The organism is Kitasatospora sp. NPDC101157 (genome assembly GCF_044768255.1).
Classification (GTDB): domain Bacteria; phylum Actinomycetota; class Actinomycetes; order Streptomycetales; family Streptomycetaceae; genus Kitasatospora.
In genome coordinates, this window is the sequence record NZ_JBIWPL010000028.1 from 94,348 (window position 1) to 114,524 (window position 20,177).

Consider the following 20,177-nt stretch of genomic DNA (forward strand, 5'->3'; position numbering starts at 1 on the left):
CTCAGCCCTCCGAGCCGTCGACGACGGTGTTGGAGGTGAGCTGGCCGTCGGTGCCGTCCACCGTCACCAGGTGGCGCACGCCGTCCTGGCCGACGACCGTCACGGCCCAGGCCGCGCCGCCGCCCTGCGCGGTGACCCGGTGCAGCGACTCGGCGCGGCCGCCGGGGACGGCGGCCTGGGCCTTGTCCAGGGCGGCGGAGGCGCCGAGGGAGGGCAGCGGAGCGGGCGCCTCGCCGTTGGCGTGCCCGCGCTGCTTCCCGTGCCCGGTCCCGTACTCGTTTCCGTTCCCGTGCTCGTTACCGGTCCCGTGCTCGTGCCCGGTCCCGCGCTCGTTCCCGTACGCGTGCCCGCTCCCGTCCTCGGACCGGGCCGACGCCTCGCGGTGCCCGCTCCCGCGCTCCCCGTGTCCCTCGTGCGCCGCCGCCGCGACCGCGAGCCCGCCCCCGGCGAGCAGCGCCACGGTCGCCACCGACGCGGCTATCCGGCGCTCCCGCCCGCTCGCCCAGGCGCGCAGGCGCTCCACGCGCCGACGGCGGGGCGCGAGCGGCGGCACCTCCGGGATCTCCGGCTCGATCCCGGGCTGCGGGGTGGTGGACGACAGGGGGTCGGTCATCGGGGGCACTCCTTGCCTCGTGCGGCTGCTGCGCTCAGCGTCCGGCCCGGTACCGCCCGGGCCGCGCCCGGCGATCATGGCGGACCGTACCTGAACCTGCGCTTAAGGCGGGTCGGAAGCTCTCAGGAGCACCTGGCACCCTGAACGGATGCACATACTCGTCGTGGAGGACGAACAGCGGATGGCCACCGCGCTGCGGCGCGGACTGGAGGCCGACGGACACACCGTCGACACCGCCCACAACGGCCCCGAGGGCCTCGCCCTCGCCGAGCGCCACCCCTACGACGTGATCGTCCTCGACATCATGCTGCCCGGCCTCAACGGCTACCGGGTCTGCGCCCGGCTGCGCGCGGGCGGCTGCCGGGCCGGAATCCTGATGCTCACCGCCAAGGACGGCGAGTGGGACGAGGCCGAGGCCCTGGACACCGGCGCCGACGACTACCTCTCCAAGCCCTTCTCCTTCGTCGTGCTGCTCGCCCGGCTGCGCGCCCTGCACCGGCGGATCGACCGGCAGCGCCCCCGGCTGCACACCCTCGGCGACCTGGTGCTGGACGCCAACGCCCGCACCTGCACCCGGGCCGGCACCCCCACCCACCTGACCGCCCGCGAGTTCGCCATCCTGGAACACCTGGCAGCCCGGGCCGGGACGGTGGTCTCCAAGCGCGAGATCCTCGACCACGTCTGGGACGCCGACCACGACGCCGACCCGAGCATCGTCGAGGTGCACGTCCACGCCCTGCGGCGCAAGATCGACGCGCCCTTCGGCCGGGCCGCCCTGCAGACCATGCGCGGCGCCGGCTACCGGCTCGACCCGGCCGGCGGCTGACGTGCCCGGGTCTCGTCAACTCCCCCACGCACTGCGCCGGTTCTTCCCCCGTACGGTACGGGCCCGGGCCACCGCGGCCGCCGGTACCGTGCTGGCCGCCGCGCTCGCCCTGGCCGGGGCCGGACTGCTCGCCGCGGTGCACGCCGACCTGGTCGCCTCGGCCGCCTCCGCGACCCGACAGCAGGCCGAATCGGTGGCCCAACTCGCCGTCCAGGGACGGCTGACACCCGTTCTGCACCCCGCCCACGGCACCGACTTCCTCCAGGTCGTCGACGCCCGCGGCACCGTCCTCGCCGCCAGCCCCAACCTGGCCGGCCGCCCCGCCCTGGCCACCGCGCGGCGCACCGGCTCGCACACCACCGACGATGTCGACCCGCTGTACGAACACCACCGCCAGCGGCTCGCCGCCGTCACCGCCGACACCGCCGACGGGCCGGTCACCGTCTACGCGGGCGCCTCGCTGCGGGCCGCCGACGAGGCCATGGACATCACCCAGGCCGGGCTGGCCGTCGCCTGCCCGCTGCTGCTGCTCACCGGCGTGGTGGTCACCTGGAAGGTCACCGGACAGGCGCTGCGCCCGGTGGAGGCGATCCGCGCCGAGGTCGACGCCATCACCGGGCAGGACCTGCACCGCCGCGTCCCCGAACCCGGCACGGCCGACGAGATCGCCCGGCTCGCCGCGACCATGAACGCGATGCTCGACCGGCTGGAGGCCTCCGGCCGCCGACAGCGGCAGTTCATCGCCGACGCCTCGCACGAACTCCGCAGCCCCCTCGCGGTGTTGCGCACCCAGCTGGAGGTCGCCGACACCCACCCGGACCCGGACGTCCGCGCCGAGCTGGTGCACGGCGCCCTGGAGGACACCGACCGGCTGCAGAACCTGGCCACCGACCTGCTGCTGCTCGCCCGGCTGGACGCCGGCGGCACCGACGACCGCCCACGCCAGCGGATCGACCTCTCCGACCTGGTCGCCACCACCGTCCTCGCCCGCCCGTGCGGCCCGCACCGGCGCACCACGGACCTGGCCCCCGGGGTCGCCGTCGACGGAATCCCGCTCTGGCTCGGCCGGCTGCTCACCAACCTGCTCGACAACGCCGAACGCCATGCGGCCACCACCGTGCACGTGCGACTGGGCACCGACCCGGTGCACGGTCTCGCCCTGCTGGACGTCGAGGACGACGGCCCCGGCATCCCGGCCGCCGACCGCGAGCGGGTCTTCGAACGCTTCACGCGCCTGGACGACGCCCGCTCCCGCGACCACGGCGGCACCGGGCTGGGCCTGCCGATCGCCCGCGACATCGCCCGCCACCACCACGGCACGCTCACCGTCACTCCGACCGCGACCGGCGCCCGGCTCACCGCGGCGATCCCGCTGGCGGTCGAGGGCTGAGCGGCCACCCTCCGCCGACCACCCGCGCGGGAGGCGCACCCCGTAGGCCCTATGCTGCGGGCATGCCGAGCGAGCTGCGAACTCTTCGAGCCGGCGCCGACCCCGCCTTCATCCGGCGGGAGACGGAGCTGACGCCCGTTCCCTTCGTGCCCGAGATCCGCCTGCACATGGCCCAGGACGCCATCGCGCTGTGGGAGACCACCGAGCGCGAGCGCGGCCGGGACGGACTGCCGCCGCCGTTCTGGGCGTTCGCCTGGGCCGGCGGGGTGGCGGTCGCGCGCTACGTGCTGGACCACCCCGAACTGGTCGACGGGCGCGCGGTCCTGGACATCGCCGCCGGATCCGGACTGGTCGGGGTGGCTGCCGCGCTGCGCGGCGCGAAGGAGGTGCGCGCCGCCGAGATCGACGCCTACGCGGTCGCCGCGATCGAGCTGAACGCCGAGGCCAACGGCGTCCGGGTGGCGGGCGCGCTGGTCGACCTGGTGGACGGGGACGGCGCCCCCGCCGAGGTGGTGCTCGCCGGGGACGTCTTCTACGAACGGGCCATGGCCGCCCGCTTCCTGCCCTTCCTGGAACGGGCCGCCGCCCGCGGCGCCACCGTGATCGTCGGCGACCCGGGCCGGGCCTACCTGCCCCGCGAGCGGTTCACCGCCGTGGCCGCCTACCAGGTGCCGGTGGTGGCGGACCTGGAGGACGCCTCGGTCAAGACCACCACCGTGTGGCGCCTCGGCTGATCCGCTCCCTGCCGTCCTCGGCGCGGAACCGCACGCGACGCCGCCCGGAGGTCTTCCGTCCGGACGGCCGCCGAGCGCTGGCGGCCGTCCGGGGGACGTGGTCCGCTGGGCCCGATGCGCGTGCGAACGGTTGCGTTCGGTCACGACGTCGACACCCGCCCACCCGACAGGGGACCACCATGGCCCGGTGCACGGCGGGTGGTTCCCCCGGGGGCCCGCACGTCCGCTCTCCCGGCTCAGCCGCGCAGGCGGGCCAGCCAGGCCTCGACCTCCTCGGAGCCGCGGGGGAGGTCGGCGGAGAGGTTCTCGTTGCCGTCCTCGGTGACCAGGATGTCGTCCTCGATCCGGACGCCGATGCCGCGGTACTCCTCCGGCACCGTCAGGTCGTTCTCCTGGAAGTACAGGCCGGGCTCGACGGTGAGCACCATGCCCGGCAGCAGCGTGCCGTCGACGTGCTCCTCGGTGCGGGAGTGGGCGCAGTCGTGGACGTCGATGCCGAGCATGTGGCCCGTCCCGGCCAGGGTGAAGCGGCGGTGCAGGCCCAGCTCGTACACCTTGTCGGCGGTGAGGTCGCCGAACAGGCCCCAGGCGGTGAGGTGTTCGGCGAGCTCGCGCTGGGCGGCGCGGTGGAAGTCGCGGAAGTCCGCGCCCGGCCGGACAGCGGCGATGCCGGCCTCCTGGGCGGCGTGCACGGCGTCGTAGACCTTGCGCTGGATGTCGGTGAAGCGGCCGGAGACCGGCAGGGTACGGGTCACGTCCGCGGTGTAGAGCTCGTTGGTCTCCACGCCGGCGTCGAGCAGCAGCAGGTCGCCGGGGCGGGCCTGGCCGTTGTTGCGCACCCAGTGCAGGGTGGTGGCGTGCGCACCGGCGGCGGCGATGGTGCTGTAGCCGACGTCGTTGCCCTCCAGCCGGGCCCGGACGAAGAAGGTGCCCTCGATCAGCCGCTCCGGCGTCGCGGCGTCCGTGCCGAGGACGCGCACCACGTCCTCGAAGCCGCGGGCGGTCGCCTGGCAGGCGAGGCGCAGCTGGGCGATCTCGAACTCGTCCTTCACCAGGCGCATTCCGGACAGGAAGACCTCGAACTCGGCGTCCCGCTCGGCGGTCGTCCTGTCCCGGAGGGTCTCCTCCACCCCGGCGTCGTGTCCCCGCAGCACCCGGACCGGGGCGGTGGCCGCGGCCAGGTCCGCGCGCGCGGTGCGGACGTCCCGGCAGGGCAGGCCGAACAGCCGCTCGCTCTCGGTCAGGCTGTTGCGGCGCCCGTCCCACAGTTCGCCGTGGCCGTCCAGCCAGAACTCGCCGCTCTCGATGTCGGAGCGGTTGCGCAGGTAGAGCACCGGCCGGTGGCCGGTGTCCCCGGTGGGCTCCAGGACCAGCACGGCGTCCTGGGACTGGTCACCGGTCAGGTAGACGTAGTCGGAGGACGGGCGGAACGGGTAGTCGGTGTCGTTGGCCCGCACCTTGGGGTTGCCGGACGGGACCACCAGCAGCTCGCCCGGGTACGCGGCGGACAGCGCGGCCCGGCGGCGCTCGGTGTGGGCGGCCTGCGGGATCGGCTCCAGGCCGTGGCGCTCGGTGTCGGCCCAGCCGTGCTTCATGCTCTCGGCGAGTTCCTCGGTCACCCCGCGCGTGAGGCCGTTCTTGCGGTACTTGATGGGCGGGGTGGGCTCGGTGGGCTGGGCGGGCTCGGTCACAGCGGACTCTCCAGAGGGGATACGGCGCACCGTCGCGCCGACCTGCCGGGTACGTAACAAGCGTTGTGTACCGTATATCGAACGAGGGCCGAAGAGAAGGGGCCGGTACCGACGGGGCCAGTGCCCAGGGGGGGAGCGGTGCCGACGGGGACGGCCGAGCCGCGGTTGGACGAGAACGCCCGGGACGTCTCCCGGTCGATGGGGCGATGACCGCCGTACCGGAAGTCGGTCCCGCCGACGTCCGGTACGGGCGACTGTTCAGAAGGCGGTGCGGGCTTCGGGATCGCTCGAAGCCCGCACCGGGACCGTCCGTCTCTCAGACGCCGTTGAGGGCGTAGTTGCGGAAGGTGGCCAGGAGGGGCAGGACTTCGGTCTTGCTGGGATCCTCCGTGACGGCGCGCATGGCGTCGATGACGGTGTGGGCGATGATTCGGGTGACGCAGAGGTCGTCCGCCGCCGCGACCGTGCCCCAGGCCTTGAGGGTCTGGGTGAGCAGGGCGCTCATCCTCGCGCCGATGTTGGCGCTGACGGCGTCCGAGAGTTCGGCGATCTCCTCGTCGCTCATGCTGGACCGCAGGCCGAAGGCCAGCGCCATCAGGGTGTCCATCGCGTGCTCGCCGTACGCGGCGACCAGCGCCGGCAGCGGCCGCTCGTCGGCCCCGCCCGCCGCAAGGGCGGACAGGGCCTCGTCGTCGTCCTTCCACGCCGCCTCAAGGGCGGCCAAGGCCCGCAGGGCCTCGTCCACGGTCAGCCCGTCTGTCATACCTGGAACGGTATTGAGCCGGTACCGCACCCCGCGCGGTTTGGGCGCCGGGATCACACCTTCGGGGGACGCGGGCCCGGTTCCGGCCGGTGGACGTGTGCGAAGTGCTCCGCGTCCCAGGTGCCGCCCAGTTCGGGGGCCAGGGACGCGAGCGAGAGCGCCGCGAAGTCCTCGACGGCGCCCGCGCGTTCCGGCAGGGCGCCGAGCAGCGGGGCGCCGGCGGAGCGCGGCAGGTCGGCGAGGTTGCAGCGTTCGGCGAGGCCGGGGTCGGCCGGCCAGGACCCGACCAGGACGCCGGCGAGCGGGAGTCCGCGGGCCGCGAGGGCCTCCGCCGTGAGCGAGACGATGTTCAGGGTGCCGAGCCCGGCGGAGGCGATCAGCAGCACCTCGGCCGGGAGGCCGGCGTCGAGGACGGCCCGGGCCTGGTCGGCGAGCGTACGGCCCTGGTCGTCGTAGCGGACCAGCAGTCCGCCCGCGCCCTCGACCAGGACCAGGTCGTGGGTGGCGGCGAGGTCGGCGACGGCCGTGACCACCTCGGCGGGGGAGAGGTAGAGCAGTCCGGACCGCCGGGCGGCGGTGTCGGGCGCCAGCGGTTCCGGGTACCGGACGAGCTCACGCACCGTCAGTTCACCCGCCATACGGGCGACTTCCGCCGCATCGCCGGGCTCGCCGGGAGCCACGCCCGTCTGCCCGGGCTTGAGCACCGCGACCTTCCGCCCGGCCCGCAGCGCCGCCGAGGCCACGGCCGCGGTGGCGACGGTCTTGCCGACGTCCGTGTTGGTGCCCGTCACGAACAGGATGCGCGCGCTCATCCCGCCACCGCCGCGGCGGTCACGGCGGCAGCGATCCGTGCCACGTCCTCGTCCTCCGTCACGTAGGGGGGCATGGTGTAGATGAGGTCCCGGAACGGCCGCAGCCAGACGCCCTCGCGGGCCGCCGCCCCGGTCGCCGCCGGGACGTCCACCGGGTGGTCCAACTGCACCACGCCGATGGCGCCCCGGACCCGGACGTCGCGCACGCCCGGCACGTCCGATGCCGCGGCCAGGCCCTCGGCGAGCCCGGTCTCGATGCGCTTGACCTGCACCGCCCAGTCCTGTCCGAGCAGCAGGTCCAGCGAGGCGTTGGCGGCCGCGCAGGCCAGCGGGTTGCCCATGAAGGTCGGCCCGTGGGCCAGTACGGGCATCTCCCCGCGGCTGATGCCGTCGGCGATCTCGCCGGTGCACAGGGCGGCGGCGAGCGTCAGGTACCCGCCGGTGAGGGCCTTGCCCAGGCACATCACGTCGGGGGAGACGCCGGCGTGGTCGGCGGCGAACAGCGCGCCGCTGCGGCCGAAGCCGGTGGCGATCTCGTCGAAGACCAGCAACACCCCGTAGCGGTCGCAGAGTTCGCGCAGCATCCGCAGGTAGGCGGGGGAGTGGAACTGCATCCCGCCCGCGCCCTGGACCACCGGTTCGACGATGACGGCCGCCAGCTCGTCGGCATGACGCGCCATCAACTCCTCGAACCGCGCCGCGTATTCGGGGTCGAGCGGGGCGTCGAAGCCGGACGGCGGCTGGGGCGCGAAGAGCTGCCCGGGCAGCACCCCGCCCCACAGGTGGTGCATCCCGCCGTCCGGGTCGCAGACCGACATCGGGTGGAAGGTGTCGCCGTGGTAGCCGCCGCGCCAGGTGAGCAGTCGGCGCTTCCCCGGCCGGCCCGTCGACTGCCAGTACTGCAGGCACATCTTCATGGCGACCTCGACCGCCACCGAGCCCGAGTCGGCGAGGAAGACGTGCTGCAGCGGCTCCGGGGTGATCTCGACCAGCCGGGCGGCCAGCCGGACGGCGGGCTCGTGGGTGAGCCCGCCGAACATCACATGGCTCATCCGCCCCAGCTGCTCGCGCACGGCCGCGTCCAGCACGGGGTGCCGGTAGCCGTGGATGGCCGCCCACCAGGACGACATCCCGTCGACCAGCTCGCGCCGCCCGTCCTCCACGGGCTCCGCGAGGCGCAGCCGGACGCCCGAGGCGGACTCGACCACGTACGGGGTGACGGTGCCGGGCATCGGCCCGTACGGGTGCCAGACGTGCGCCCGGTCGAGGGCGAGCAGCGTGTCCGTGGACAGCTGGGACATGGTGAGGTCTCTCCGAAGTGTTCCGACGGCGGGCGCCCCGGGGTGCCGAAGCGTGCCTGAGGGCGCCGAAGGGTGCCGAAGGGTCAGGCGTTGGGGGCGAGTTCGGTGCCGGCGCCGCGACGGCGGACCTTGACCAGGTCGCTGCGCAGCTCCTCGTCCGTGCCCTCCTCGACCGGCGCGGGCTCCGGGTGGGAGTGCCCGCCGCACGGGCCGCAGCCGCCGCCGCTGCCGCAGGCCGAAGCGGCCGTCCCGCAGGAGCCGGCCGCGGCCGCCTCGGCGACGTCGGCGCGGTGGCGCGGCAGGGTGGCCTCGCCGGCGCCCTCGACCTCGAAGCCGGCGTCCTTGATCATGTCGAGGTCGGCCTGGCCGGCCTGGCCCTCGCTGGTCAGGTAGTCGCCGAGGAAGATCGAGTTGGCGATGTGCAGGCCGAGCGGCTGCATCGAGCGCAGGTGCACCTCGCGGCCGCCGGCGATCCGCACCTCGGTGTCGGGGTTGACGAAGCGGACCATCGCCAGGATGCGCAGGCAGCGCTGCGGGGTGAGGTTCCACTCCTTGGCGAGCGGGGTGCCCTCGAAGGGGATCAGGAAGTTGACCGGGACGGAGTCCGAGCCGAGCTCGCGCAGCGCGAACACCACGTCGACCAGGTCCTCGTCGGTCTCGCCCATGCCGGCGATCAGACCGGAGCAGGCGGACAGGCCGGCGCCGTGGGCCTTCTGCACGGTGTCGACCCGGTCCGCGTAGGTGTGGGTCTTGGTGATGGTCCCGTAGGTGTTCTCGGACGTGTTGAGGTTGTGGTTGTACGCGTCGGCGCCGGCCGCCTTGAGCCGCTCCGCCTGGTTGTCGGACAGCAGGCCGAGGCAGACGCAGATCTCGACCTCGGGGTCGGCGTCCTTGATGGCGGCCATGGTGTCGGTGACCCGGTCGATGTCACGGTCCGTCGGACCGCGGCCGCTGGCGACCAGACAGACCCGCTTGGCGCCGCCGGCCACCCCGGCGCGGGCGGCGTCGGCGGCCTGCTCCGGCTTGAGCCAGGTGTACTTGAGGATCTCGGCCTTGGAGCCCAGCCGCTGCGAGCAGTAGGCGCAGTCCTCGGGGCAGAGCCCGCTCTTCAGGTTCACCAGGTAGTTGAGCTTGACCCGGCGGCCGAACCAGCGGCGGCGCACCTTGCCGGCCGCGGCGACCACGTCGAGCAGCTCGTCGTCGGTGGTGGCGAGGACGGCGAGGGCTTCCTCGCGGGTCGGGACTTCGCCGCGCAGGCCCTTGGCGGTGAGGGTATCGAGCAGATCCATGGGGCGATCCTGCCTGCTGGCGTCGGAATGGCGCCAGAGCAAACCCACCAGAAGATCCCCGGAAGGATGTGCCGATTGCCACAGTGTCGAAGCTCACGGCGTCGGCGCTGGTCACGCGCTTGACGGGGGCCCGGAGGCGAGGTTACCAGCGGGTAGGGCGGGGGTGCCCGGGGCGAAGATCGACAACCCCCCACCCAGTGACGCACGCCACCCGGGGGGTGCTTAGAATCTGCGCCATGACCACGCAGGGGGAGCGCACCCCGACTCCGGGAGATGGCCAGGACGGCCGGGCAGGACTGCGGACCGGCGGGGGCGCCGAGGACACTCCCGCCGCGGGATCCGCCGGCACGGCACGCAGGCGCGGCCCCCGGCTCACCCCCCGCCGGGCGGTCGGCTGGGCCGTCGTGGCCGTCGTGGTCGTGGCCGGCGGATGGGTCATCACCCGCCCGACGCCCGGCGACTACATACCCGGCCTCGGCCCGTCCAAGGCGGACTCCACCCGCACGCCCCCGGTGGTGGGCGCCGCCCCGCCGACCACCGACCCCGAGGCTCTCAACGCCGGCAATCTGTTCCCCGCCCAGCGCCCGGTCGAGGTCGCCGGCTACAAGGCCCGGCGCGGCGGCATCCGGCAGGGCGAGAAGTGCGACGAGGTGCTCCAGGACCGTACCCAGGAGCTGCTCAAGGACAGCGGCTGCCAGGCCTACCTGATCGTCAGCTTCACCGGCGTCGACCGACCGGTGCTCAGCAGCGTCACCCTGCTCCGCTTCGCCGACCAGGCCGCCGCCGCCAAGGCCGCCGACACCCTGCGCGGCAAGCCCGGCGCGGTCGCCTTCATCCTCGCCGACACCAACTTCGCGCCCGCCCAGTCCGCCGGCAGCGCCAAGCCGGGCAGCGAGGCCCGGGTCGAGGCGGTCGGCCACTACGTGACCGTCACCAGCTCCCGCCCCGGCGACGCCCGCACGAGCGGCAGCGGCAGCCCGGGCACCCCTGGCTCGACCGCCCCGACGTCCAGCTCCCCGGCCACCGGCAGCGGCGAACCCAACCTGGACGAGGCCACCCGCGCGCTGTCGTACGCGGCGGGGCAGCCGTTCGTCTGGATGTAGCCGAGGGGCGTGGCCGAACCGGCGTGAGAAAGGACGGGGCCCGGCGCGTCCGCGCGCCGGGCCCCGTCCGCGTGCTCCTGCCCGGTCAGCCGCCGAGCCGGTCCACCGCCGTCACCCGCAGCACCGCCCGGCCCTCCTCGTCCGAGCCGTACAGGTCGACCTCGGCGCTGATGCCCCAGTCGTGGTCGCCCTCCGGGTCGTCGAAGATCTGCCGGACCTTCCAGGCGGAGTCCTCCTCCTCGATGATCAGCATCTTCGGGCCGCGCGCGTCCGGGCCGGTGCCCAGGTCGTCGTACTCGTCCCAGTAGCCGTCCATCGCGTCCGCCCAGCGGTCCGCGTCCCAGCCGTACTCGCCGTCCAGCTCGCCGAGTTCGTCCCAGTGCTCCAGCGCGCACAGCTCGACCCGGCGGAACATCTCGTTGCGCACCAGCACCCGGAAGGCCCGGGCGTTGGCGGTGACCGGGGCCGGCTTGTCGTCGAGGGTGACCTCGGCGGTGGCCGCCTCGGTCGGGTTGGCCAGCTGCTCCCACTCGTCCAGCAGGCTGGAGTCGACCTGGCGGACCAGCTCGCCGAGCCAGGCGATGACGTCCTTGAGGTCGTCGGTCTTCACGTCCTCGGGGACGGTCTGCTCCAGCGCCTTGTACGCACCCGCCAGGTAGCGCAGCACGATGCCCTCGGTGCGGGCCAGCTCGTAGAAGCCGACGTAGTCCGAGAAGGTCATCGCCCGCTCGTACAGGTCACGGACGACGGACTTCGGCTGGAGCTGGTGGTCGCCGATCCACGGGTGCGCCCGGCGGTACACGTCGTACGCGTGGGTGAGCAGCTCCTCCAGCGGCTTCGGGTAGGTGATCTCCTGGAGCCGCTCCATCCGCTCCTCGTACTCGATGCCGTCCCGCTTCATCTCGCCGACGGCCTCGCCGCGCGCCTTGTTCTGCTGGGCGGCGAGGATCTGGCGCGGGTCGTCGAGGGTCGCCTCGACCACCGAGATCACGTCCATCGCGTACGAGGGTGAGGTCGGGTCGAGCAGCTCGAAGGAGGCGAGCGCGAAGGTGGACAGCGGCTGGTTGAGCGCGAAGTTCTCCTGGAGGTCCAGGGTCAGTCGGACGATCCGGCCCTCGGCGTCCGGCTCCGGCAGCCGCTCCACCACGCCGCCCTCCAGCAGCGAGCGGTAGATCGCGATCGCGGTGCGGATGTGCCGGCGCTGGGCCGCCCTGTCCTCGTGGTTGTCGGTGAGCAGCTTGCGCATCGCCTCGAAGGCGTTGCCCGGGCGGCCGATCACCGACAGCAGCATCGCGTGACTCACCTTGAACCGGGAGACCAACGGTTCCGGGTCGGCGGCGATCAGCTTGTCGAAGGTCTCCTCGGTCCAGCCGACGAAGCCCTCCGGCGCCTTCTTCCGCACCACCTTGCGCTTCTTCTTGGGGTCGTCCCCGGCCTTGGCGATCGCCTTGTCGTTCTCGATCACGTGCTCCGGCGCCTGGGCGACCACCTGGCCGACCGTGTCGAAGCCGGCCCGGCCCGCGCGCCCGGCGATCTGGTGGAACTCACGGGCGCGCAGGATCCGCACCCGCTGGCCGTCGTACTTCGACAGGGCGGTGAACAGCACCGTGCGGATCGGCACGTTGACGCCGACACCGAGCGTGTCGGTGCCGCAGATCACCTTCAACAGGCCCGCCTGAGCGAGGCGTTCGACCAGTCGGCGGTACTTCGGCAGCATGCCCGCGTGGTGCACGCCGATGCCGTGGCGCACGTAACGGGACAGGTTGCGGCCGAACTTGGTGGTGAAGCGGAAGTTGCCGATCAGGTCGGCGATGGCTTCCTTCTCCGCCTTCGAGCACATGTTGATGCTCATCAGCGACTGCGCGCGCTCCACCGCCTCCTTCTGCGTGAAGTGCACGACGTAGACCGGCGCCTGGCCGGTCTGCAGCAGCTCCTCCAGGGTGTCGTGCATGGTGGTGCGGCGGTACTCGTAGAACAGCGGCACCGGACGGGTCGCGTTGCGCACCACGGTGGTCGGGCGGCCGGTGCGGCGGGTCAGGTCCTCCTCGAAGCGGCGGACGTCGCCCAGCGTCGCCGACATCAGCAGGAACTGCGCCTGCGGCAGCTCCAGCAGCGGGATCTGCCAGGCCCAGCCGCGGTCCGGCTCGGCGTAGAAGTGGAACTCGTCCATCACCACCTGGCCGATGTCGGCCCGGGCGCCGTCCCGCAGCGCGATCTGGGCCAGCACCTCGGCGGTGCAGCAGATGATCGGCGCGGTCGGGTTGACGCTCGCGTCGCCGGTCATCATGCCGACCTGCTCGGTGCCGAACATCTTCACCAGGTCGAAGAACTTCTCCGACACCAGCGCCTTGATCGGCGCGGTGTAGAAGGTCCGCTGCCCCTCCGCCAGCGCCGCGAAGTGTGCGCCGGCCGCCACCAGGGACTTCCCCGACCCGGTCGGCGTCGCCAGGATCACGTTGTTCCCGGACACCAGCTCGATCAGCGCCTCCTCCTGCGCCGGGTACAGCGTGATCCCCCGCTCCTCCGCCCAGGCTGCGAACGTCTCGTACAGCGCGTCGGGGGTGGCGGGCTTCGGCATCAGATCAAGGAGGGTCACCCGGCTATCTTGCCTGCTCGCCGCCACCCCGGGCAAAGCCCGGGATCACTCGACGGGAACGGTCGGGGCGGTGTGGGCGAGCCGGGGGGTGTTGGCGCACCTGTACGCGCCCGGGGCGGCCCGCGCGATCTTCAGGGCGACATCGGCGTACGTCTGCCGGATCCTGGCACGGGGCGCGGCGGAGACCCAGGGCTCGCCGTCGACGGAGACCTGGACGTACGCCGGGTCGGCCTCGGCCTTACGGAGCTCCGGCGGCAGCTGGTAGCCGTCGCACCGGACGTACAACCGCACCCGGGGCGACTTGTCGCCGCCCGCGTCGGCCACCCAGCCCACTGTGTCGGGGCCGAAGTCCAGTGGCATGGTGCGACCGGCCTCCCGGGTGTCCTTCTGCCGGTCGGCGTCGATCCCGTCGTACGCGGGAGAGACGGTTGCCGACAGCAGGACGTCGGCCGTCGTGTGCTGCCCGGCCCACCAGACTTCGCACTTGCCGTACCGGTCGCCGTTGACCGGGTCCGACGGGGTTGCCATCCGGTCCTGGCGGGTGCCCTCGTAGCCACGGCCGTCCGGGCCCGCGAGCACCTTGAGCTGGTCCTTGGTGACCAGGGACCAGCAGGCGCTCTGCGGCAGCTCCACCTCCTGCCACGGCTTCCACGCCCACAACCCGCCGCCCACGGCCGCCGCGGCCGCGAGGGCGACGGCGGCGTGCCAGGGGCGGACCCGTGACCGGCGCCGGGGCGGGTCGTCCGGGGACGGCGGGGTGATGTGGGCGACGTCAACCATGTCTCAACACTCTCGGTCGTGGCCTGGGTGCGGCGGGCCGGGGCCTAGTTCTTCTTGGGGAAGGCGGTGGCGAAGGAGTCCCAGCCGCTGCCGTAGCCGGTGTTCTCCTCCTGGGCGGCCCGCCGGGCCACGTCGTTAATGTAGTTCGGGTCGGCGCCCGTAGCGCGGCCGGCGTCGCGGACCGCGTTGAGGATCGCCTGCTGGGAGTTGGCCTCGGCGTTCTGCTTCGCGGTGACGGCCTCGTCGCTCGCGGCGTTGTGGGTGTCCACCTTGTAGCCGGCGGCGACGTTGTCCATGATCTGGTTGGCCACGTTGTCAATGCCCTCGCCGATCAGGGGCGCCCGCTCCTTCAGCGCGTCGCCGGCGAACGACCAGAGCTGGCCGGCGAGTTCCCGCTTGGTGTCGATGGCGGCGTTGTACTCGGCGTCGCTGGCGGTGTGCTTGTTGTACACCTCGTCGACCATGGCGCTCGTGATGAGGCCGTTGACCTGACCGGCCGGCTTGGCGATGTTCTCGACCGCCACGGCCAGGTCCTTGTGCAACTCGGGGTGGGCCAGCACGTCCTGGATCTGGGCGGTGGTGTAGGCCTGCTGCCCGGCAGCGATCGAGGCGTAGGCGTCCGGGTTCCGGCCGAGTGTGCCCAGCAGGCGTTCGACCTCGCCCGTCTTGAAGAGGTGCGAGTCGGCGCCCGGTCCTTCCAGGGCGCCCTGGCGGTGTTGACCGTCACGGCTGCGCCGCCGCCCGCCGGGTTCAGCGAGACCGGGGCGGCGTTGCTGCCGGCCAGGTCCGGGAACTGCTTCTTGGCCGCTTCGGTCAGATTGCCCTTCTCGTCGAAGAGCCAAGGATTCATTCGACGCTCGAATTCGAATTCTGTCACGTGTCCGCCCCCAGGTGTAGATCGCCATGGAGCGTACCCGAAAGTATTGCCGTCCTGGTGGTACCTGTTGTCAGGGTGAGCGAAGCGGCAGTAAGTGGGGAAATAGGGAATTTCTCTCTGATTGACATCAGGTAAACAAAAAGTGAATGGCGACAAGAAAGCCCTGCCCATGCTGTGTGGAGTCGCACATTGCCGCCGTCTCGCGGGGCGTGCCAGAGTGCCGGGCATGACCCTCCCGCTCACCTCCGCACCGCACACCGCCGCCGGGCCCGCCCCGGCGCACGTCTTCGACTGGCTCGACGAGGCCGCCGAGTTGCGCGCCGACGCCGGGCTGACCCGCAGGTTGCGCAGTCGTCGGGCGGAGGACCAGGTGCTGGACCTGGCCGGGAACGACTACCTGGGGCTCACCCGGCACCCGGTGGTGACCCGCGCGGCGGGGGAGGCGGCGCTGCGGTGGGGCGGCGGGGCGACGGGCTCGCGGCTGGTCACCGGCACGACCGCGCTGCACACCGAACTGGAGCAGGAGCTCGCCGAGTTCTGCGGGGTGGAGGCCGCGCTGGTGTTCTCCTCCGGGTACACCGCCAACCTCGCCGCGCTCACCGCGCTGACCGACCCGGACACCCTGATCGTGTCCGACGCCTACAACCACGCCTCGCTGATCGACGGCTGCCGGCTCGCCCGGGCCGATGTCCACCGGGCCGCGCACAGCGACCCGGCGGCCGTCGCCGAGGTCCTCGCCGGGCGGACCCAGCGGCGGGCCCTGGTGGTCACCGACTCGGTGTTCTCGGTGGACGGCGACGCGGCGCCGCTGCCCGGGCTGTCCGGGGCCGCCCGGGCGCACGGGGCCGCACTGCTGGTGGACGACGCCCATGGACTGGGCGTGCTCGGCCCCGGCGGCCGCGGCGCGCTGGCCGCGGCCGGGCTCGCCGGGCAGCCGGACACCGTCGCCACCGTCACGCTGTCCAAGTCGCTGGGTTCCCAGGGCGGCGCCGTCCTCGGCCCCCGCCGGGTGATCCGCCACCTCACCGAGACCGCCCGCACCTTCATCTTCGACACCGGCCTCGCCCCGGCCGCCGCCGGAGCCGCCCTGGCCGCCCTGCGCCTGCTGCGCGCCGAACCCCAGCGCGCCGACCGGGCCCGCGAGGTGGCCCGCACCCTCGCCGCCCGCCTCACCGCCGCCGGCCTGCGGGCCTGCGAACCGGACGCGGCCGTGGTCTCGGTCCGCGCCCCCGGCCCCGAGGCCGCCGTCACCTGGGCCGCCGACTGCCTCCGCGCCGGCCTCGCCGTCGGGTGCTTCCGCCCCCCGTCCGTCCCGGACGGCATCTCCCGGCTGCGCCTGACGGCCCGCGGCGACCTCACCGACGCCCAGATCGCGGACGCGGTCCGGACCATCGCCGACCTCGCCCCGGCGGGCGCGCGGGGGGTAGGAGTGGTCCGGGCGATCGTGCCCGAAGCCGGCTGACGAGGGTCGCGGTGCCCCCGCAGGTCAGCGGCCCGGAGGTCGCCGCCGGAAAACCGCTCGGCGGGAGGCGTCCTGGACGGCAGGATGGCGGCATGCCCGACCTGCTCCGGGACGACCACGTGGCGTGGCTGCTGGATCCGTCCGGCGGGAGCTGCCTCCCGGATGTGTACGTCGCCGACACGACGGTGGCGGACTGGCAGGCGGTGCTCGACCTGGTGGTGGAGCAGCGCTGGGCCTTCGAGTACTCCGAGGGCGAGGCGGTGCTGCCGCTGCCCCGGGCCGCGACCGTGCTGTCCCGCCCGGCCGGCGCCGCGTGCCCGAACCTGCGCGTGTGGCCGGACCCGGAGGTCTGCGCGATCTTCCGGTTCCTCGGTGAGGAGCAGGTCGACTTCGACGTCGACCTGCGGGAACTGCAGGGCCAGGAGCGGCTGGACGTCCTCTGCGGCTTCCTCGCCGCGATCGGGCGCCGGCTCGGCAAGTCGGTGCCGATGTACTTCGAAGGCGACACCCGGGAGCCGTTCCTCGGGTACGACATCGCGGCCGACCGGGTCCGGCTGCTGTGGACCGCGCCGGGGGCAGGAGAGCGGGATGGCTGAGCTGCGCTGGGGCGACCACGCCGCATGGCTGCTCGATCCGTGCCGGGACGGCTGGTTGCCGGACGGGTGGGTCGCGGACACCACCGTGGCGGACTGGCAGGCCGTGCTCGACCTGGTGGTGGAGCGGGGCTGGGCCCGCAGTTTCGTCGTGGGCTGCTTCGAGACGGCGCTGCCGCGGGCCGAGGAGGTGCTGTTCCGGCCGCGCGGCCCCGCGCAGCCGGTGCTGAGCGTGCGGCCGGGGCCGGGGGTCGGGGTGGTGTTCCGGTTCCGCAGTGCGCAGCGGATCGACTTCGACGTCGATGTCGCCGAACTCGACGGCCAGGAAGGGCTGGACGCGCTGTGCGGCTTCCTGGCCGCGATCGGGCGGCGGCTCGGCAGGTCGGTGCCCACGTGGGTCGAGGGCGGCGATGCGCCGTTCCTGGGGTACGACCTCGGAGCCGACCGGGTGCTGGTGCGGTGAGGGCCTACGGCCGTCCGGCCACCAGCAGGACCTCCGCGCCGATCGGCCGGTAGCCGGCGGCCTGGAAGGCGCGGACGCTGGGGGCGTTGCCGGGGGCCTGCTGGGCCCAGACGGTTCCGCCGGAGGGCAGCAGGTGGCGGCCGGCGACGGCCAGCGCGCGGCCGAGACCGCGGCCCCGGGCGTGCGGGTCGACCTCGACGGCGGCCTCCCAGCGGCCCGCCACGCCGCGGCCGAGGATCAGCACACCGCCGTCGGCCTGGTACACCCGGACGTCCTCGCGGTAGCGCAACGCCCGTACCACCCGGGGGTGTTCGCGGTCCTCGACCGGGGTGAGCGGCAGCGGCGGGGCGCCGGGGAGGCGGTCGGCGACGGTGAGCAGGTCGATGTTGTTGACGGTCCGCCCGGTGCGCTCGGCGAAGGCGGTGAGGAAGGGCGGGCAGACCGGTGCGGACAACGGGTCGCCGGGGGCGGCGGCGATCGCCTCGCGCACCCAGTCCGGGTCCTCGTCGGTGAACACCACGGCGTGGGCGGCGAGGGCCAGCACCCCGGCCTCGCGCGGCGCGGGCTGCGGCACCACGGTGACCGCCCCGTCCGGCGGCGGGAACACCCCGCCCGCCGCGTCCGCCAGGATCTCCGCCAGCCCCCGTACGCCCATATCCGTTCCCTCCCAGGTGAGTTGTCCGCCCCAGTTGATCACCGCGCGCGCCGATGTGCCAGCAGGGTAGCGCCGGAACGGCAGCCGCTGGTCCGGTCCGGCCCGGCCGATACTCCAGTGTGACGTCGTGATCTATCTGGTGGAGGGCTCGGCGAGGCGTCGTCGGTCGTGGCTGCGGCGTGTGGCAACTGTCATGGTTTCAATGCAAGTTTATGAACTTTGCCCTGGTTTGAAGTTGGCAATTGGTTCATATGAGCGCATGTCGACGGCCTTTATCCCGATTGACGTTTGTAGGCCCTGGAGGAGAGGATCTGTTTATTGTCATGACAGATTGAAATCGGACTGCCGCACAGCGCCGATTTCGCGTCGATGGGAGACTTGATGCGCAAGGTGCGCGCCCTGACCGCGGTGGCAGTTGCCTCGGCCTCGCTTATGCTCGGAGGATTCGCCGCCACTCCGGCGAGTGCAAGCTCTGGCGCCTGCGTCAATTGGCAGGATTCCAATACCTTCGGGACCAACTGCGGAACCGCAGTCGGAGGTATAGCCTTCCGAGCCGTAGCCATATGCAACAACGGCACGATTGTGTACGGGCCGTGGCTTGCGACTGGCAGTGACTCCTGGAGCTACGCATACTGCACCAGCGTGAACTCCTCGCTTTCCTGGGGCTACCCGGCGGTCCACACGTAGTCTCAAGCGGGAATCGGGGCGGCTGAGATTCGTACCTGGAATCTCAGCCGCCCCGACAAAGCCGCAAACGGGCCTGCATGCGGCCGGACTGGAGATGTCGCGCAGGAGCGGGCGACAGCGGCGGGGTTACCCGCTCCCAAGGGTTATCCGAAAAAGATCAGAACATACCTGCCTCGGACTTGGTCATTGAGGTGGGCCGGCGCATAGGGTGCCGAGATGATCCATGCCAGAGGAGTTCGCACGGAGCACCATCGAGCGCGAGGGGGAGGCCGGGGCTGAGTGGCTCGCCGAGCTGCCCGGGATCGTGGAGGAGTTACTGGGGCGCTGGGAGTGCGTGCCGGATGGCAAGGTCCTGCACGGAGGCGTTGGTGTCATCGTCCCGGTACGACGGCGGGCTGAGGAGACCGCTGTGCTGAAAGTGTCGTTTCCGCATCCCGGCAACGCCCATGAGCCGGACGCGTTCGTGGCGTGGGCCGGGCGCGGCGCCGTCCTGCTGCATGAGCGCGACGACGAGCGGTTCGCGATGCTGCTGGAGCGGGTTCAGGCTGCGACCCTGGCGGAGGTTGCGGACGGCGACGAGGTGGTGGCGGTTGCCGGGTGGCTCAATCGCCGCCTGGCCATCCCCGCACCGTCCGGCCTGCCCCGGCTGCGCGAGCAGGCCGATGCCTGGCAGGAACAGCTGCGCAGGGACGCAGAGGAGCTGACACATCCGTTGCCGCGCCAGGTGGTGGATGCCGCTGTGGCGACCGTCCGGGAACTGGGCCGGGTCCAGCCGGACACCCTCATCCATGGCGACCTCCACGCCCGGAACATCCTGCGCGCCGGCCGCGAGCCATGGCTGGCCGTAGACCCCAAGGGGTACGCGGGAGATCCCGCCTACGACGGCGGCACACTGTTGAAGTCACGCGCGCTGACGCTCCTCGAAGCGGACGACCCGAGCAAGGCCGTCCACCGCATCTTGGACGTGTTCGCCGAAGCAGCGGAACTCGACCGTGAACGCGTCCAGCGATGGGCCCAGTTCCATGCCGTACAGGCTGCGTTCTGGGGTCGCCGCCACGGCTTCCGTATCGCCCGCAGCGGACCACAGCTGGACTGGCTCACCGAATTCGCAGACCGCCTGGCGAAGTTGCTCACCAAAGGCTCGTAGAGCGTCACGCGAAATCACGAAGGGTGCCTTCGGCCGCTGCGGTGACCAGGCCCTCCCAGTAGGTCACGTCATGCCTGCCGGTGGTCTGGCGCATGTACTCGCTCGCGAAGGCGGCCATCGTCCTGGGATCGTCAGCGGGGAGAGAATCATGTCGCTCGAAGACGAGTGCTAATTCAGCGGTTCTACGGCGTCGCCGACATCACTGCGCGTAGTCGGATCCTCCAGGCCTGGACCGTCCAGCGTTCGGACGGACGCTCCACCGCCGGCCATGACCAGCCGCCCTGTCCGCGCAGCTTCTAATACTCCAGTGTGACTTCGTGATCTATCCGGTTGAGGGCTCGGCGAGGCGTCGCCGGTAGTGGCTGCGGCGGGCGGTTGCTTGGTGGATCCTGCGC

Annotated in this window: 18 protein-coding genes; 8 read left to right on the forward strand and 10 right to left on the reverse strand. The window is 72.7% G+C overall.

Annotated elements, in window-relative coordinates:
* Position 1 precedes the first annotated feature (1 nt).
* Complete coding sequence (locus ACIRVF_RS36060) at positions 2–613, reverse strand: hypothetical protein (protein ID WP_402827782.1); 612 nt, start codon at positions 611–613, stop codon at positions 2–4.
* Between the two features lie 148 nt (positions 614–761).
* Here ACIRVF_RS36060 and ACIRVF_RS36065 point away from each other — a divergent pair, with 148 nt between their 5' ends.
* From ACIRVF_RS36065 to ACIRVF_RS36075, 3 genes are all read left to right on the forward strand, one after another.
* The gene (locus tag ACIRVF_RS36065) at positions 762–1,439 is read left to right on the forward strand and encodes a response regulator transcription factor (protein WP_402827785.1); all 678 of its coding nucleotides are present in this window, start codon (positions 762–764) and stop codon (positions 1,437–1,439) included.
* Position 1,440: 1 nt separating this feature from the next.
* Complete coding sequence (locus ACIRVF_RS36070) at positions 1,441–2,829, forward strand: sensor histidine kinase (RefSeq protein ID WP_402827788.1); 1,389 nt, start codon at positions 1,441–1,443, stop codon at positions 2,827–2,829.
* A 62-nt stretch (positions 2,830–2,891) separates the two neighbouring features.
* Entirely contained in the window at positions 2,892–3,563 is a 672-nt protein-coding gene (locus ACIRVF_RS36075; protein WP_402827791.1) for a class I SAM-dependent methyltransferase, read from the forward strand.
* Between the two features lie 236 nt (positions 3,564–3,799).
* On the opposite strand, the gene ACIRVF_RS36080 is transcribed toward ACIRVF_RS36075, so the two are convergent.
* From ACIRVF_RS36080 to bioB, 5 genes are all read right to left on the reverse strand, one after another.
* Positions 3,800–5,254, reverse strand: a complete 1,455-nt coding sequence (locus ACIRVF_RS36080) for an aminopeptidase P family protein (protein ID WP_402827794.1) — start codon at positions 5,252–5,254, stop codon at positions 3,800–3,802.
* Between the two features lie 316 nt (positions 5,255–5,570).
* On the reverse strand, positions 5,571–6,017 hold the full coding sequence (locus ACIRVF_RS36085) for a hypothetical protein (RefSeq protein ID WP_402827797.1): 447 nt from the start codon (positions 6,015–6,017) through the stop codon (positions 5,571–5,573).
* A gap of 53 nt (positions 6,018–6,070) precedes the next feature.
* Positions 6,071–6,829: a dethiobiotin synthase gene (bioD, locus tag ACIRVF_RS36090; RefSeq protein ID WP_402827800.1), complete on the reverse strand. Its 759-nt coding sequence runs from the start codon at positions 6,827–6,829 to the stop codon at positions 6,071–6,073.
* Positions 6,826–8,130, reverse strand: coding sequence for an adenosylmethionine--8-amino-7-oxononanoate transaminase (locus tag ACIRVF_RS36095; protein ID WP_402827802.1), 1,305 nt, complete (start codon positions 8,128–8,130; stop codon positions 6,826–6,828). The genes bioD and ACIRVF_RS36095 overlap by 4 nt, the downstream gene beginning before the upstream one ends.
* A gap of 83 nt (positions 8,131–8,213) precedes the next feature.
* Complete coding sequence (gene bioB, locus ACIRVF_RS36100) at positions 8,214–9,419, reverse strand: biotin synthase BioB (protein ID WP_402827805.1); 1,206 nt, start codon at positions 9,417–9,419, stop codon at positions 8,214–8,216.
* A 236-nt stretch (positions 9,420–9,655) separates the two neighbouring features.
* Between bioB and ACIRVF_RS36105 the strand changes: the two genes are divergently transcribed.
* Positions 9,656–10,522 carry a hypothetical protein gene (locus ACIRVF_RS36105; RefSeq protein ID WP_402827807.1) on the forward strand — a complete coding sequence of 289 codons (867 nt, stop codon included), beginning with the start codon at positions 9,656–9,658 and terminating at the stop codon, positions 10,520–10,522.
* A gap of 85 nt (positions 10,523–10,607) precedes the next feature.
* Here ACIRVF_RS36105 and ACIRVF_RS36110 read toward each other — a convergent pair whose 3' ends face one another.
* The 3 genes from ACIRVF_RS36110 to ACIRVF_RS36120 all read right to left on the reverse strand — a co-directional run bounded on the left by ACIRVF_RS36110 (position 10,608) and on the right by ACIRVF_RS36120 (position 14,740).
* Complete coding sequence (locus tag ACIRVF_RS36110; RefSeq protein ID WP_402827847.1) at positions 10,608–13,100, reverse strand: DEAD/DEAH box helicase; 2,493 nt, start codon at positions 13,098–13,100, stop codon at positions 10,608–10,610.
* Positions 13,101–13,163: 63 nt separating this feature from the next.
* A complete protein-coding gene (locus tag ACIRVF_RS36115) occupies positions 13,164–13,898 on the reverse strand; it encodes a hypothetical protein (protein WP_402827810.1) in 735 nt (244 codons plus the stop codon).
* A 44-nt stretch (positions 13,899–13,942) separates the two neighbouring features.
* The gene (locus ACIRVF_RS36120; protein WP_402827813.1) at positions 13,943–14,740 is read right to left on the reverse strand and encodes a hypothetical protein; all 798 of its coding nucleotides are present in this window, start codon (positions 14,738–14,740) and stop codon (positions 13,943–13,945) included.
* A 261-nt stretch (positions 14,741–15,001) separates the two neighbouring features.
* Between ACIRVF_RS36120 and ACIRVF_RS36125 the strand changes: the two genes are divergently transcribed.
* From ACIRVF_RS36125 to ACIRVF_RS36135, 3 genes are all read left to right on the forward strand, one after another.
* Complete coding sequence (locus ACIRVF_RS36125) at positions 15,002–16,237, forward strand: 8-amino-7-oxononanoate synthase (RefSeq protein ID WP_402827816.1); 1,236 nt, start codon at positions 15,002–15,004, stop codon at positions 16,235–16,237.
* 92 nt (positions 16,238–16,329) lie between these two features.
* Complete coding sequence (locus ACIRVF_RS36130) at positions 16,330–16,833, forward strand: hypothetical protein (RefSeq protein WP_402827819.1); 504 nt, start codon at positions 16,330–16,332, stop codon at positions 16,831–16,833.
* Entirely contained in the window at positions 16,826–17,293 is a 468-nt protein-coding gene (locus tag ACIRVF_RS36135; RefSeq protein WP_033347981.1) for a hypothetical protein, read from the forward strand. The genes ACIRVF_RS36130 and ACIRVF_RS36135 overlap by 8 nt, the downstream gene beginning before the upstream one ends.
* Before the next feature lie 4 nt (positions 17,294–17,297).
* Here ACIRVF_RS36135 and ACIRVF_RS36140 read toward each other — a convergent pair whose 3' ends face one another.
* The gene (locus ACIRVF_RS36140) at positions 17,298–17,948 is read right to left on the reverse strand and encodes a GNAT family N-acetyltransferase (RefSeq protein WP_402827823.1); all 651 of its coding nucleotides are present in this window, start codon (positions 17,946–17,948) and stop codon (positions 17,298–17,300) included.
* A 910-nt stretch (positions 17,949–18,858) separates the two neighbouring features.
* Between ACIRVF_RS36140 and ACIRVF_RS36145 the strand changes: the two genes are divergently transcribed.
* Positions 18,859–19,782: an aminoglycoside phosphotransferase family protein gene (locus tag ACIRVF_RS36145; RefSeq protein WP_402827826.1), complete on the forward strand. Its 924-nt coding sequence runs from the start codon at positions 18,859–18,861 to the stop codon at positions 19,780–19,782.
* The last annotated feature ends 395 nt before the right edge of the window (positions 19,783–20,177 follow it).